Origin of the sequence: Skermanella aerolata KACC 11604 (assembly GCF_000936425.1) — a bacterium.
Taxonomy (GTDB): domain Bacteria; phylum Pseudomonadota; class Alphaproteobacteria; order Azospirillales; family Azospirillaceae; genus Skermanella; species Skermanella aerolata.
Genome location: NZ_AVFK01000078.1, coordinates 1 through 13571, shown reverse-complemented (window position 1 = coordinate 13571; position 13571 = coordinate 1). Strand labels below are relative to the sequence as shown.

16 protein-coding genes and 1 pseudogene are annotated in these 13571 nt (G+C 64.9%); 12 read left to right on the top strand and 5 right to left on the bottom strand.

Annotated features, from left to right (window positions below):
* Positions 1-27 precede the first annotated feature (27 nt).
* The 4 genes and pseudogenes from N826_RS46185 to N826_RS36580 form a co-directional block, all read right to left on the bottom strand.
* Positions 28-542: pseudogene (locus tag N826_RS46185) on the bottom strand (transposase); the annotation flags it as partial.
* 246 nt (positions 543-788) lie between these two features.
* A complete protein-coding gene (locus tag N826_RS43885) occupies positions 789-1019 on the bottom strand; it encodes a hypothetical protein (protein WP_147041252.1) in 231 nt (76 codons plus the stop codon).
* Between the two features lie 72 nt (positions 1020-1091).
* Positions 1092-1751, bottom strand: coding sequence for an RraA family protein (locus N826_RS36585; protein ID WP_044437328.1), 660 nt, complete (start codon positions 1749-1751; stop codon positions 1092-1094).
* An 18-nt stretch (positions 1752-1769) separates the two neighbouring features.
* On the bottom strand, positions 1770-2978 hold the full coding sequence (locus N826_RS36580; RefSeq protein WP_044437327.1) for an aspartate transaminase: 1209 nt from the start codon (positions 2976-2978) through the stop codon (positions 1770-1772).
* A 146-nt stretch (positions 2979-3124) separates the two neighbouring features.
* On the opposite strand from N826_RS36580, the gene nac reads away from it, so the two are divergent.
* The 12 genes from nac (at position 3125) to N826_RS36520 (ending at position 12818) form a co-directional block, all read left to right on the top strand.
* Positions 3125-4069: a nitrogen assimilation transcriptional regulator NAC gene (gene nac, locus N826_RS36575; protein ID WP_044437326.1), complete on the top strand. Its 945-nt coding sequence runs from the start codon at positions 3125-3127 to the stop codon at positions 4067-4069.
* Between the two features lie 110 nt (positions 4070-4179).
* Positions 4180-4620, top strand: a complete 441-nt coding sequence (locus N826_RS36570; protein WP_044437325.1) for an acetyl-CoA carboxylase biotin carboxyl carrier protein — start codon at positions 4180-4182, stop codon at positions 4618-4620.
* A 4-nt stretch (positions 4621-4624) separates the two neighbouring features.
* Entirely contained in the window at positions 4625-5977 is a 1353-nt protein-coding gene (accC, locus tag N826_RS36565) for an acetyl-CoA carboxylase biotin carboxylase subunit (RefSeq protein ID WP_044437324.1), read from the top strand.
* A complete protein-coding gene (gene pxpB / locus N826_RS36560) occupies positions 5974-6633 on the top strand; it encodes a 5-oxoprolinase subunit PxpB (protein WP_044437323.1) in 660 nt (219 codons plus the stop codon). Before accC ends, pxpB begins: the two co-directional genes overlap by 4 nt.
* Positions 6630-7622 (top strand): 5-oxoprolinase subunit C family protein, encoded by a 993-nt coding sequence (locus tag N826_RS36555; RefSeq protein WP_044437322.1) that lies wholly within the window; start codon positions 6630-6632, stop codon positions 7620-7622. Before pxpB ends, N826_RS36555 begins: the two co-directional genes overlap by 4 nt.
* Positions 7619-8029: an acetyl-CoA carboxylase biotin carboxyl carrier protein gene (locus N826_RS36550; protein ID WP_044437321.1), complete on the top strand. Its 411-nt coding sequence runs from the start codon at positions 7619-7621 to the stop codon at positions 8027-8029. The genes N826_RS36555 and N826_RS36550 overlap by 4 nt, the downstream gene beginning before the upstream one ends.
* Before the next feature lie 12 nt (positions 8030-8041).
* Positions 8042-8809, top strand: a complete 768-nt coding sequence (locus N826_RS36545) for a LamB/YcsF family protein (RefSeq protein ID WP_044437320.1) — start codon at positions 8042-8044, stop codon at positions 8807-8809.
* A gap of 123 nt (positions 8810-8932) precedes the next feature.
* Positions 8933-9703, top strand: a complete 771-nt coding sequence (locus N826_RS36540; protein WP_044437319.1) for an SDR family oxidoreductase — start codon at positions 8933-8935, stop codon at positions 9701-9703.
* 10 nt (positions 9704-9713) lie between these two features.
* Positions 9714-10415: an amino acid ABC transporter permease gene (locus N826_RS36535; protein ID WP_044437318.1), complete on the top strand. Its 702-nt coding sequence runs from the start codon at positions 9714-9716 to the stop codon at positions 10413-10415.
* Between the two features lie 3 nt (positions 10416-10418).
* Positions 10419-11168, top strand: coding sequence for an amino acid ABC transporter permease (locus N826_RS36530; protein ID WP_044437317.1), 750 nt, complete (start codon positions 10419-10421; stop codon positions 11166-11168).
* A 32-nt stretch (positions 11169-11200) separates the two neighbouring features.
* Positions 11201-11932: an amino acid ABC transporter ATP-binding protein gene (locus N826_RS36525; RefSeq protein ID WP_044437316.1), complete on the top strand. Its 732-nt coding sequence runs from the start codon at positions 11201-11203 to the stop codon at positions 11930-11932.
* Between the two features lie 52 nt (positions 11933-11984).
* Positions 11985-12818, top strand: coding sequence for an ABC transporter substrate-binding protein (locus N826_RS36520; RefSeq protein WP_044437315.1), 834 nt, complete (start codon positions 11985-11987; stop codon positions 12816-12818).
* A gap of 71 nt (positions 12819-12889) precedes the next feature.
* Here N826_RS36520 and N826_RS36515 read toward each other — a convergent pair.
* Positions 12890-13571: IS5 family transposase (locus N826_RS36515; protein ID WP_044437331.1), on the bottom strand; the 682-nt coding region annotated here is incomplete at its 5' end.

Below are 13571 nucleotides of genomic sequence, written 5' to 3'. Positions count from 1 at the left end.
CCGATTCCTCACGTCAACAGCCTTGCCTCAAAACTGATAGATGGCAAGGTTCTTCCCTGTTTCAGGCAACCGTTCATAGTCTTTGGCCAGATATCGATTGATGATGAGCCAAGCAAGGGTTCTTTCAATGACCCACCTTCTATCTAAAACGTGGAAGCCGGAATGAATAACTGGTGTTTGCTGACCGAAATCACACTAGAACTCCTGGACACCAATCCACCAATTCTTTGCGATTTTTATTATCCATCCAAATTTTTCCTTCATGCAGGTTTTTAGACCTTAATAACTGCTGTCGGCCCAGGCTAGCACGATGGCGGGAAACAAGATGTGGAGGCAAATAAGCAGGAGCATGCCGCCTGGCTTGTCGTGGATGTTGGCCGGGTGGATCCTGGTCTTCAGCAGATTGCCCTGGGTATCGACCAGGACCTGCCGCTTTCGGTCCGTCACCTTCTTGCCGCCGTCATGACCGCGTGGCCCACCAGCTTCGGTAGTTTGACCGACCAGCTGTCGATCACCGCCGCGGTAGGGTGAGGCTTGCGTCCCCTAGAGCTGTTTCCGACCAGGTTGACTCAGGGGCTCTGGATCATGATCCATCGAGCCGCCACTTCACCGCCGTAGCCTATTCAACCTGATCGGAAACAGCTCTAGCCCTTGGAAACCTGTCGAGCGCCGCAACCATAAAGCGGCTATTGCGGTAACAGCGCGGTGTCCATTGAGCACTATGCCTTTGATTTCATTATGAGAAAAATGAGGGAATGGTTGAGGGTGACGCCATAGAAGTGGCATGTTCACAAAACAAAACCTGGTGGTTTTTCAGACGGTCCAACTGCTGTGGGATCGTCGTGGCCCTTCCGGAGATCGGCCGCCGCGAGTGAGTGGTCGATGAGTGCGGTGAAGACCGTCGGCGATCTGTTGGCCTGATGGGGCCCGGGCGCGAGGAGACCGCCGATGCCGGCCTGCAGCGGTTCGCCAAAGCGGCGGCAGCCCTTTTCTCCTCGAAGTAGCATTCCGATCAGCACCCGCTGGCACTTCCCGTCTGCGAACAGACTCTGAAATTCATGAAATTCGATTCCACCGCCATCAAATCAGCGTCAATTCACGATGCGGGATTCGAGCGCATCGACGAATGAACGGTCCCAGCTGCCTTCCCGGATGGCCCGCATGGTGGATTCCTCGGCGTCACGCTGCCTGAGCGCCTTTTCGATGATGGTCGGAGCTTGGTCGATCGAGAAGGCCAACAGCCCATCCTGATCGCCCACCACGATGTCGCCCGGCATGACCGTCATGCCACCGACCGAGACGGGGACGTTGATCGCTCCGGGTCCATCCTTGTAGGGACCCCGGTGAGTGACGCCACGGGCGTAGACCGGGAAGGGACGTTCGCGAATCTCAGCCACGTCGCGGATCGCACCGTCGATCACCATTCCGGCCAGGCCGGCGGAGGCGGCGGCGAAGGTCATGATCCCGCCGACGAGCGCGTTGTCGAGATCGCCGTCAGCATCGACGACCATCACGTCGCCGGGGCGGCAGTAGTCGTAGGCCCGCAGGATCGCAAGGTTGTCGCCTCCTCGCGTCCTGACCGTCACGGCGGTCCCGGCGAGCGGCGCCGGACGATGGTAGGGAAGCAGCCCCTTGCTGCCGCGATTGCGCCGGAGCTGGTCGCTCAGCAGCGCCACCGCGATGTCCTTGACCGTCGCGATCAACTTGGGATCGGCCTGGGGAGCCGACGGATTTTTCTCGATACCAGTCATTGGATAGTCGCTTTCGTGTCAGGTGAGATCCGCGACTGCGCGGGCGATGCGGGCGACGCCGTCGTCAAGCGTCTCGATCGAGGTCGCGATGGACAGCCGGAAATAGGGCGACAGGCCGTAGGCGGTGCCCGCCACGACGGCGACGCCGACGCTTTCCAGCAGGTACATGACGACATCATCATCCGTGGCGAGCCTGCCACCATTCGGCGTCTTCCGTCCGATCAGGGCGCCGCAATTGACGAAAAGGTAGAAGGCACCTTCCGGCAGGCGGCATGACAGACCGGGGATCGCGTTAATCCCGGCTGCCGTGGCGTCGCGCCGTTCGCGATAGACAGCGACGCTCTCGGCGACGAAGCCCTGGTCGCCGGTGAGAGCCGCCGCCGCTGCCGCCTGGCTGATCGAGCAGCAATTGCCCGCCGCCTGCGACAGGAAGGTATCGAGCGCTTGGACGAGGCTTCGCGGGCCGGCGGCCCAGCCGATGCGCCAGCCAGTCATCGCGTAGGTTTTCGAGACGCCGTTGATCGCGAGGGTGCGGTCGCGAAGCTCGGGCGCCGCCGCGAGGAGATGCGGCGCCGTGCCGCCCTCGAACCGGATGTGCTCGTAGATGTCGTCGGTCATTACGAGAACGTTGGGATGGCGGGCGAGCACTTCGGCCAAGGCGCGATACTCGGCTGCCGTGTAGGTGGCACCGGTCGGATTGGACGGCGAATTGAGGATCAGCCAGCGCGTCCGGGCCGTGATCGCGGCATCTAGATCCGCCGGCGTGAGCTTGAAGCCCTGCTCTTCCGGGCAGCTCACGGGAACCGGGACGCCGTCGCAGGCGAGCACCATGTCGGGGTAGGATACCCAGTACGGTGCGGGGATCACGACCTCGTCACCCGGCTCCAGCGTGGCGGCGAGCGCGCTGTAGATGGCGCTCTTGGCGCCGTTCGTCGCGATGATCTCGCCGGGATCGAAGCTGAGACCGTTTTCCCGCGCCAGCTTGGCGACGATGGCCTGGCGGAGTTCGAGCGTACCGGCAAGCGAGGTATAGCGCGTGGCCCCCGCTTCCATGGCGCGTCCCGCAGCCTGCCTGATATGCAGCGGCGTATCGAAGTCCGGTTCGCCGACGACGAGGTTGACGATCGATCGCCCCTCCCGGCGGAGTTGATTGGCACGCTCAGCCGCGGATGTGCTGGGCGATGGCTTGATGCGCCTCACGCGCTCGGCGACCCGGATGGAATCCACGATGTATCCAATCGAATTATTGAAGCGGGGCTTACGATATTCCCGCCTTTGGACCGTGGCTAAGACGACTTCGCTCTGCCTTTATAGCGATCTCTTATGGATCGGCCACTTGTGGATCGGCCACTTATGGATTGGGGAGACGCGTCATGAACCTGAGGCGCCTCCAGTACTTCGTGAAGATCGTCGATATCGGCAGCCTGACTCAGGCGGCCGATATCCTCCACGTCGCCCAGCCGGCGCTGAGCCAGCAGCTCGCGACGCTGGAAGGGGAGGTCCGTCAGCAACTGCTCGTGCGGACCAAGCGCGGCGTGACGCCGACGGAGGCCGGCAAGGTGCTGTACCGTCATGCGCAGCTCATCCTCCGCCAATGCGCGCAGGCGCAGTCCGACATGGACGCGGCCGGACGCAGCCTTTCAGGAGCTGTTTCGGTCGGGCTGGCGCCCGGAACCGCCGCCGCCGGGCTGGCCCTGCCGCTGCTGCGCGCCGCCCGGACGCGGCATCCGGGCATCGTGCTGTACTTGAACGAGACCTACGGCTCTGCCCTGTCGGAGTTGGTCATGAACGGGCGGATGGAGTTGGCCGTGCTCTACGGCGGCAAGACCACCGTCCATGGGCTGGCCTTCCAGCCCCTGCTGCGCGAACGGCTCTATCTGGTCGGTCCCGACGCCATGTTGCCGCCGCCGGAGACCGTACCATTGCGGTTGATCGAGACGATGGACCTGTATCTGCCCCGCCCCTACAACGTCGTCCGCAAGATGGTGGACGATGCCTGCGCCGGCATCGGGATCGTGCCGAGGGTCGTGGCGGAAATCGAATCCGCAAGCACGCTGACCTCGGTGATCTCCGAGGGGCTGGGCGCCACGATCCTGCCGGAATCCATGGCTCGGGAAGTCGTCGCATCGTCGTCGTCATGGCTGTCCCGGATCGTCGAGCCGGCGGTCGAGGCGCCGCTGGCGCTCTGCCAGTCGGATCACCTGCCGCTCTCGGAACCGGCGCAGGCGATCAAGGACATCCTGCTGGAACTCGTCGCCGAGTTGCCGGGCAATCTGCTCGGCGGTCCCGGCACGCGCTTGGCCAAGCGTCCGTCATAAGGGCGCCTTATCGGCATAGAGACAAACCGTCTTGGTACGCTTGATCCCCTGTCGTTAGTCTTCCTCCATCGGCTGGCAGTAATCATTGGCCCGCCAGCCCGGTGAGGCTCATGGACATCAATCACATCAAATCGCTGATCGACGTAATGGCTCAATCCGATCTCGCCGAGATGGAAGTCGGCAAGGACGGCTGGACGTTGCGCCTCGTGCGTCGCCGGGAAGGGCCGGAACCGCCGCCGGTATCCGGACCGAAGCGCTTGCCGGCTGCCCGGCCGCCGGTCGAACGCGCCATTCGAATTCCACAAGGCAAGCCGGAGGGATCGTCGATTTCCGCCCCTCTGGCCGGAACCGTCTATCTGTCGCGGTCCCCCGGCGAGCCCGCCTTCGTGGAGATCGGTCAGGCCATTCGGGCGGGAACCACCGTCTGCGTCATCGAGGCCATGAAGGTCTTCAACGAGGTGAAAGCCGAGCGCGATGGCACCGTCGCAGACGTGCTGGTCGCCCCCGGTGACGAGGTCGATGCCGGCCAGCCGCTTATCCGGATCGATTAAGCCGATGTTCAAAACGGTTCTCATCGCCAATCGCGGGGAGATAGCGCTCCGCATCCAGCGGGCCTGTCGGACGCTTGGTCTCCGCACGGTCGCCGTCCATTCGGAAGCGGATCGCGACGCCGTCCACGTCCGCAATGCCGACATCGCCGTCTGCATCGGGCCGGCTCCGGCTGCCAGAAGCTATCTCGATGCCTCCGCCATCCTGCTCGCCGCCGAGGCGACCGGGGCGCAGGCGGTCCATCCGGGCTATGGGTTTCTGTCGGAGAACGCCGACTTCGCCGAGCGGGTCGCGGAGGCGGGCCTGACATTCATCGGTCCGAACGCCGCCTGCATCCGGACCATGGGCGACAAGGTCGCGGCCAAGCGCGCCATGCGGCAGGCGGGCGTGCCCTGCGTCCCAGGACCCGACGGAGCGCTGCCGGACGATCCGGACGCCGTCCGGCGTATCGCGGCGGAGATCGGCTATCCAGTCATCCTGAAGGCGGCGGGAGGCGGCGGCGGGCGCGGCATGCGGATCGTCAGCGAGGAGAGCGGTCTTGCCGACGCACTGTCCCTGACCCGCGAGGAAGCGCGCCGCGCCTTCGGCAATCCGGCGATCTATGCCGAAAAGTTCCTCGATCATCCGCGCCATGTCGAGATCCAGGTACTGGCCGACGGGCACGGCAACGCCGTATGGCTCGGCAGCCGCGACTGCTCGCTCCAGCGCCGTCATCAGAAGGTACTGGAAGAGGCGCCGGCTCCCGATCTGCCGGAACGGCTGGTGGCCGAGGTCGGGGCTCGCTGCGCCGAGGCATGCCGGCTGATCGGCTACCAAGGCGTCGGCACCTTCGAGTTCCTGGTCGAGGATGCCGTTTTCTCCTTCATCGAGATGAACACCCGCGTCCAGGTCGAGCATCCGGTGACCGAGATGACGGCCGGGGTCGACATCGTCGCCGAAGGCATCCGGGTCGCACAGGGCAAAGCGCTGACAGTCACGCAAGCCGATATCGCCTGCCGTGGCCACGCCTTCGAATGCCGGATCAATGCCGAGAACCCGGAGACCTTCGCGCCGTCGCCCGGCCGCATCACGCGCTGGGAATTGCCGGGCGGCCCCGGCGTCCGGATCGACAGCCATGTCGGCGCCGGGACGGTCGTGCCGCCCTATTACGACTCCCTCATCGCCAAGCTGATCGTCCATGGCGCCACGCGCCGGGAGGCCCTGGCGCGCCTGCGCGTGGCGCTCGACGAGATGTTGGTCGAGGGTATCGCAACCAACCTGCCGCTGCATCGCCGCATCGTCAACGACGCGGGCTTTGCGGCTGGCGGCATCGATATCCATTACCTGGAGAATGTCCTGTTGCGTGGAGACGGAACGTGACCGCCGCCGAACCCCGCGTCAGCCTGCTCGGCACCAGCGCGCTTCTGTTCGAGGCGCCCGGCGAGACCGACCTTCGGACGCAGCGGCGGATCTGGTCGCTTGCGCGCGAGGCGGAGACGTGGCCGGAGGTGTGCGAAGCGGTGCCGGGCGTCAACAACCTGCTCGTCAGCTTCACGAAGCCTCCGCGCCGGTTGTCGGGGCTGACGGAGCGTCTGGCCATGGCTTGGCAGGCGGCGGAACCCCTGCCGCTCGCCGGCCGCATCTTCGAACTGCCGGTCGTCTACGGCGGCGACGGCGGCCCGCATATGGCCGATGTCGTGGCGCACACCAAGCTTTCGGTTGATGAGATCGTCGCCATCCACAGCGAACCGGTCTACCCGGTCTACGCGTTGGGGAGCCACCCCGGCTACTGCTATCTCGGCGGCATGGACCCGCGCATCGCGACGCCCCGGCGCAAGGTCCCGATCGTCCGGCTTCCCGGCGGCGCCGTGTCGATCGGCGGGGCACAGACCGGCGTTTCCGCCTCGGACGGGCCGAGCGGCTGGAACACGATCGGGACCACTTCGATGCGCTTCTTCGACGTGACGCTCGATCCCCCTGCCCTGCTCCAGCCGGGAGACGGCATCGTGTTCAAGGTCGCGGGGATAATCCGATGATCGAGATCCTTTCGCAGACCGCCCTTGCCACCGTGCAGGACATCGGCCGATTCGGCGCGCTGCGCTGGGGCGTCGGCACCGCCGGAGCGATGGACAGGATGGCGCTCGTCTGCGGCAACCTGCTACTCGGCAACGAGGAGGGTGCTGCCGCGATCGAGGCCCAGGTTTTCCCGTTTGAACTACGGTTCGACGCGGATTGCGCCTTCGCACTGACCGGCGCCGACTGCGCCGCGACGCTCGACGGTGTGCCGCTGCCGCCGTGGTCGGCGGCCAAGACCCGGAGCGGCGCCGTGCTGCGCCTCGGCCTGCCGGTATCCGGCAAGTGGCGGGGGGCCAGAGCCTACCTCTGCGTCGCCGGAGGGATCGATGTCCCCATAGCACTTGGCTCGCGCAGCACGCAGCTTCGGGGGGCGATCGGCGGTCTCGAAGGGCGCGCGTTGAAGCAGGGGGACCGGCTTCCGCTTGTTCCTTCCATTGCCGGCTCGCCCGGCCCCCTCGAAATCGGCCTTGTCCCGCCGGCGCTCGCGATGCCGCTCGAAGTCGATGGCTGCGCCGCCGTTCGGGTCCTGCCGGCCGCGGAATACGACTGCTTCACGCAAGCGTCGCGCGATGCGCTCTGGTCGGCATCCTGGAAGATTACGCCGCAGAGCGACCGCTACGGCTTCCGGCTGGCCGGACCGAACCTGGAACCGCTGGCGCCGATGGAAATGCGCTCTCATGGCATCGTGCCGGGCGTCATCCAGGTCCCGCACGGAGGACAGCCAATCGTCCAGATGTGCGATGCCCAGCCGTCCGGCGGCTATCCGAAGATCGGAACGGTGATCGAAGCCGATTTGTGGCGGCTAGGCCAAGCGCCGATCGGCAGCAGCGTTCGCTTCATCGAGACGGACTGGGACGGCGCCCTGGCGGCCGGAGATGAGACCCGCAACTGGCTGGCCGAAGTTCGGCGGCTGCTCGACCTTTACCGCACCCGGAGCCTTGGCCGATGACCTCCCCGCTCGATCACGTTGCGGAAATCGCGGCCCTGCTCGCGGCAACCGACATCGACTGCCTGGAACTGACGGGTCCCGCCGGACACCTGCGGCTGCGGCGCGGCGGCGAGCCCGAGGTCACGGCGGGCGGGACTGGTGACGAACCGCTCTCTGAGGATGAGACCGTTGCGATGCCGTCGCCGGGCTTCGGCATCTTCCTGCGTGTGCACCCGCTGCACGAGATGCCTCTGGTCCGGTCGGGCGACAGCGTGGCGGCTGGGCAGGTGCTGGGGTTCCTGAAGATCGGACCGCTGCTGATCCCGGTCCCGGCGCCGCGCGACGGCGTCGTCTCGGACATCGTGGCACACGATGGAACGCTGGTCGGGTTCGGCGATACGCTGTTCCGGTTTTCACCACAGCCTTGAGGAGTTTCATCCATGGAGATCGATCTCAACGCCGACCTCGGCGAAGGCTTCGGGCCTTGGCGCATGGGCGACGACGAGGCCCTGCTCGACGTCCTGTCCTCGGCCAATATCGCCTGCGGCTTCCATGCTGGCGATCCCATGATCATGGAACGGACGGTCAAGACCGCTCTGGCGAAGGGAGTGGATGTCGGCGCGCATGTCGGGTTCCCCGACCTCCAGGGCTTTGGGCGTCGGGTCATGCGGATCGACCCGGACGAACTCGCCACTATGGTGACCTACCAGCTTGGAGCGCTGGCCGCCATCGCCCGGTCCGCCGGTCACCGCATGACCCATATGAGCTTCCACGGCGCGCTCGGGAACATGACCGCCGCCGATGCCGATCTGGCCGAGCGGCTGGTCGAAGCCGTGGCACGGCTGGACAACGATCTCATCATCGTATCGTCGACCAGCCACGCCATCGAGACGGCGGCGGCGCGTCACGGCCTGCGGATCGCGACGACATTCCTGGCCGACCGCGCCTGCGATGCGACCGGCCTGCTGGTGCCGCGAGGAATGCCGGATGCGGTCATCCATGACGAGGCCGTGGTGCTGGAACGGGTCCGGCGATTGCTCCGCGACGGCATCGTCCTGGCCTATGACGGGCAACCGCTGGAAATGCGTCCGCACTGCATCCTGGTCCACGGCGACACGCCCGGTGCCGTGGCGCTGGCACGGGCCATCCGGGGGGAAATCGAGGCTGCGGGCGGACGGGTCGTGCCGGTCTCCCGGCTCATGGCCTGAGCCGCAGGTCGATCCTCGCCTGTGCGATTATCCATAAGACGGCCTTATCGCTTCAAAGACAATCCATCTTGGCGCCGGTCTGCGTCATTAAGTTAACGTTTCTTAACCAAGACAGGATGTCCCATGCCCTTCTCCGATTACAAAACTGCCCTCGTCACCGGCGCTTCGTCAGGAATAGGCGCAGCCGTGGTCGAACGGTTTCGCCGCGAAGGGCTGGAGGTTCACGCCGTCGCCCGTGGCGCCGAAGCGCTGGCCGAACTGGCCGGGCGGACCGGCTGCATCGCCCACGCGATGGATGTGACCGACACGGCCGGGCTGGCCCGCCTTGCCGGTGAGATCGAGTTCGACATCCTGGTCAACAACGCGGGCGTCGATCGGCCGAAGTCCTTCCTCAACGCGGAGGACGGCGACATCGACCTGCTGATCGACGTCAACCTGCGCGCCGTGCTGCACCTCTGCCGATTGATCGTGCCGGGCATGGTGGCGCGGGACCGGGGCCACGTCGTCAACATCTCATCGATAGCCGGCGCTTATAACTTCGGCGGCAACTCGACCTACCATGCCACCAAGGCGGCGGTCAGCATGCTGTCCCGGCAATTGCGCATCGATGCCTTCGGACGGCGCGTCCGGGTGACCGAGATCTGTCCGGGACGGGTCGCGACCGACATCTTCGCGCATGTCCACGGCGACAGCCCGGAGATCCGGGAGCGTTTCATCGACGGGTTCGAACTGCCGGAAGCCGCCGATATCGCCGACGCCATCGCCTTCGCGGTATCGGCCCCCATAGCGGTCAATGTCGGCCACATGGAGATCACTCCGACCCTTCAGGTAATGGGAGGTTTGTCGACGGCCCGTCCGCTCGACTGGGTCGCCAAGCCCAAAGCCTCCGTCTGAGGCCGGGGCCATGCAGGATTTCGATCTCGCCGCAGTCCTTTCGAACCCGGAATTCCGCCAAATGCTGGTCGGAGGTCTCTGGATGACCTTTATCGTCGCGATCGGCTCCTGGTGTCTCGCGATGAGCCTCGCGATCCTGCTGCTGGTCGTCCGGCTCCTGCCGGTCCGCATCACGGAATGGGTGGTCGGCGCCTATGTCGCCTATCACCGCAACGTCCCGACGCTGGTACAGCTCATGCTGTGGTATTTCGGAATTTCGAGCCTGCTGCCCGACGGTCTGCAAATCTTCCTGACGGACAACAACGGCGAGGCGGTCTTCGCGATCATCGCCCTCGGCCTCTGCCAGGCCGCCTACTTCAGCGAAGATCTACGCTCAGGACTCCGCGCCGTCCCGGCGGGCCAGATGGAGGCGGCACGCGCGCTCGGCCACGGCTTCGTCGGGACCATGCGCCATGTCCTGATGCCCCAGGCGGTGCGCAACGCCTTGCCGGCGCTGATCAATCACAGCGTCTCGCTTTTCAAGAACAGCAGTCTGGCGATGGCGATCGGCGTCGCGGAACTCACCCACGCGGTGAAGGAAGTCGAGAACCAGAGTTTCCAGACCTTCGAGACCTATTTGATCGCGACGATCACCTATCTGGTCTGCTCGCTCGCCATCATGGCGGCCGGCGCCGTCCTGAACCGGCGCGTATCGATCTCGGGAGCACGCTGAGCCATGCTGTGGGACCTGATCGACATCATCCGCGACAATTGGCTTCTCCTGCTGATCGGCCAGTACCCGAACGGTCCACTCGGCGGCTTCGCCGCGACGCTGATCCTCTCCACTCTGAGCATCGCGCTGGCCTTCCCGCTCAGCATCCTGATCGCATTCGCCCGGCTGTCGAAAAACCCGCTGCTGCTGTGGCCCTCTACGGTGCTGGTCTACGTGGCGCGCGGCGTGCCGTTGCTGATGCTGATCCTGTGGGTCTACTTCATGGTCCCGCTGCTGATCGGCGCCAATGTGCCGGGCTTCGTGACGATGCTCGTGACGCTCGTGATCTACGAGGGCGCGTTCCTGAGCGAGGTCGTTAGAGGTGGAATCGTGGCGCTGGGGCGCGGCCAGATGGAAACGGCCCGAGCACTTGGCCACGGCTATTTCGGCGCCATGCTCTACGTCATCCTGCCGCAGGCGCTCTACAACGTGATGCCGAGCATCCTCAGCCAGTTCGTTTCGGCCATCAAGGAAACGACGCTCGGCTATGTCATCAACGTGCCGGAGCTTACTTTCGCGGCCAACCAGATCAACAACCAGTTGTTGACCCAGCCTTTCCAGGTCTTCTTCATTCTGGCGATCATCTACTTCCTGGTCTGCTGGACCTTGACGCGGCTAGCATTGACGCTGGAGCGCCGCATCGCCCGCAAGCGCGCCGGCATGCCCGGCATCCCGCTGTCCCTGAACCCTCAATCGCAGACGGCCGAGCTATGACCCAGGAAACCCCGATTGGACGAGCGGCGCCCATGATCAAGTTCTCGAACGTCAACAAAAACTACGGCGAGTACCGGGCTCTCGTCGATATCAACGCGGAAGTCGCGCGCGGCGAGGTCGTCGTGATCTGCGGACCGTCGGGGTCCGGCAAATCGACCCTGATCCGCACCGTCAATCGGCTGGAGGAAATCCATTCCGGGACGATCACCTTCGACGGGCGGAGCGTGCATGGCAAGATGAAGGGCTCCGAACTCAACCACCTGCGGAGCCGGGTCGGCTTCGTGTTCCAGAGCTTCAACCTGTTCCCGCATCTCTCGGCACTCGAGAACGTCACCCTCTCGCCGGTCAAGGTCAACGGCGTCAAGCAGGAGATGGCCCGCGAGAAGGCGATGATGCTGCTCGACCGCGTCGGCCTGTCGTCCAAGGCGAAAGCCTACCCGGCCCAACTCTCCGGCGGCCAGCAGCAGCGGGTGGCGATTGCCCGAGCGCTCGCCATGGAGCCGCCGGCCATGCTGTTCGACGAACCGACCAGCGCGCTCGATCCCGAAATGGTCGGAGAGGTACTGGCCGTCATGCGCAACCTTGCCGCCGAGGGCATGACCATGATGTGCGTCACCCACGAGATGGGCTTCGCGCGCGAAGTAGCCGACCGCGTCTGGTTCATGGACGCCGGCCACATTCTCGAAACGGCGGAGCCCGGCACCTTCTTCAGCGACCCCCAGCACGCCCGCGCGCAGCGCTTTCTGTCGGACCTGCGGCACTGACACAAGGACTCACGGACCCACGGGCCGTTCAACTTCTCAAGGGAGATCAGAGATGGCATTGAAGACTTTCAGCCTCGCGCTGGCCGCGATAGCGGTCATGACCACATCAGCCGGCGCCGACCAGCTTGACGACATCATGGCGCGCAAGGAGCTGCGCTGCGGCACCTTCGCCGACGTGCCGCCCTTCGCGGCGCCGGACACCCAGACGCGCGAGATGGTCGGGTTCGACGTCGATCTCTGTCGAGCCATCGCCAAGCACTGGGGCGTCACCGCCGCGATCACTCCGCTTTCGGTCGAGGCGCGCGTACCGGAAGTGAAGCTGGGCCGTGTCGATCTGACGATCGCCAACCTTGCCTATACCCGTGGCCGGGCGGAGCAGATCCAGTTCAGCGATCCGTATTACCTGGCTAAGGAAATGCTCGCGGTGAAGGCCAGCGACCCCGCCACCTCCAAGGCCGATTACAAGGGCAAGCGCCTTGCCTCCACCAAAGGCTCCACGTCCGAGATGTCGATCAAGATGAACGGCTCTGAGCCGCTGACCTTCCAGGATACCGGATCGGCGTTCATGGCGGTCCAGCAGAACAAGGCACGCGGCATCGTCGCAAATACCATGACAATCACGAAACTCGTCAATGAATCGAAGACCAAGGGCGTCGAGCTTAAGATGATCGAAGAGCCGATGGTCTTCCAGCCGATCGGGATCGGCATGAAGAAGGACGAGCCTGCCCTGCTCGCCAAGGTCAACGAGACGCTGCGCGCCATGGATGCGGCCGGCGAGATCAATCAGGCCTGGAACAAGTGGCTCGGTCCCGACACCGAGTTCAAGATGACGCGGACCGACAAGGTCGTCGCGCTCAGTGAATTGAAGTTCGAGGCGATGCCGTAAGGTTTGTTCGTGGATTAGTGTGTGGCACGGAGGAGGAAGGGGGCAAAGGAGCCCCCAGCCCTCGCGGTAGATCAGGCGACGCGAACGAAGTTCGGGCGGCCGAGCATTCGGTTGAGGACCTGGGCGGCGACGGTGACTTCGGTGGCTCTAGCCTCGTCGCTGTGGAATCGCAGCCCGTCACCGATGACCTGCTTCCAGCGCGCGAACTGGCCCTCAACGCGGGCTCTTTCATTGTAGCCGCTGTCGCGTTGCCAAGCCATCCGCCCTGTCTTGGCGATCGACTGGATGTGACGATCACGCTGGGTAGTGTCGGTCTTGGCGTTCTCGCTGAGCACGGCATCGGCCCGCGGTGGAACGATCACCTTCGCATCTGGATGGCACTCGTCCACGGCGGTGTATACGCCGGTTCTGTCGTAACCGCCGTCGCCCATGAAGAGCTCCACCGGCTCTGCGATCCGGTCGAGCAGGGGCTCGACCTGCGAAGCGTCATCAACGTCGCGGTCGGTCAGGATGGAAGCGACGATCCGGCCGGTCACCGCGTCGAAGCCGATGTGCAGCTTGCGCCAGGAGCGCCGCCTGCTGGTACCGTGCTTCTCGACCAGCCATTCGCTCGGCCCGCCCAGCTTCAGCCTCGAACTGTCGACCAGCAGGTGGATCGCTCCGCCAGTCGCGCGGGGCTGCGCCGGCAGTTCCAAGCTCTGAGCGCGCCGAGAGGGTCGAGAAGTAGCTGCGCTGGCCCTGACGGGCTCCGAT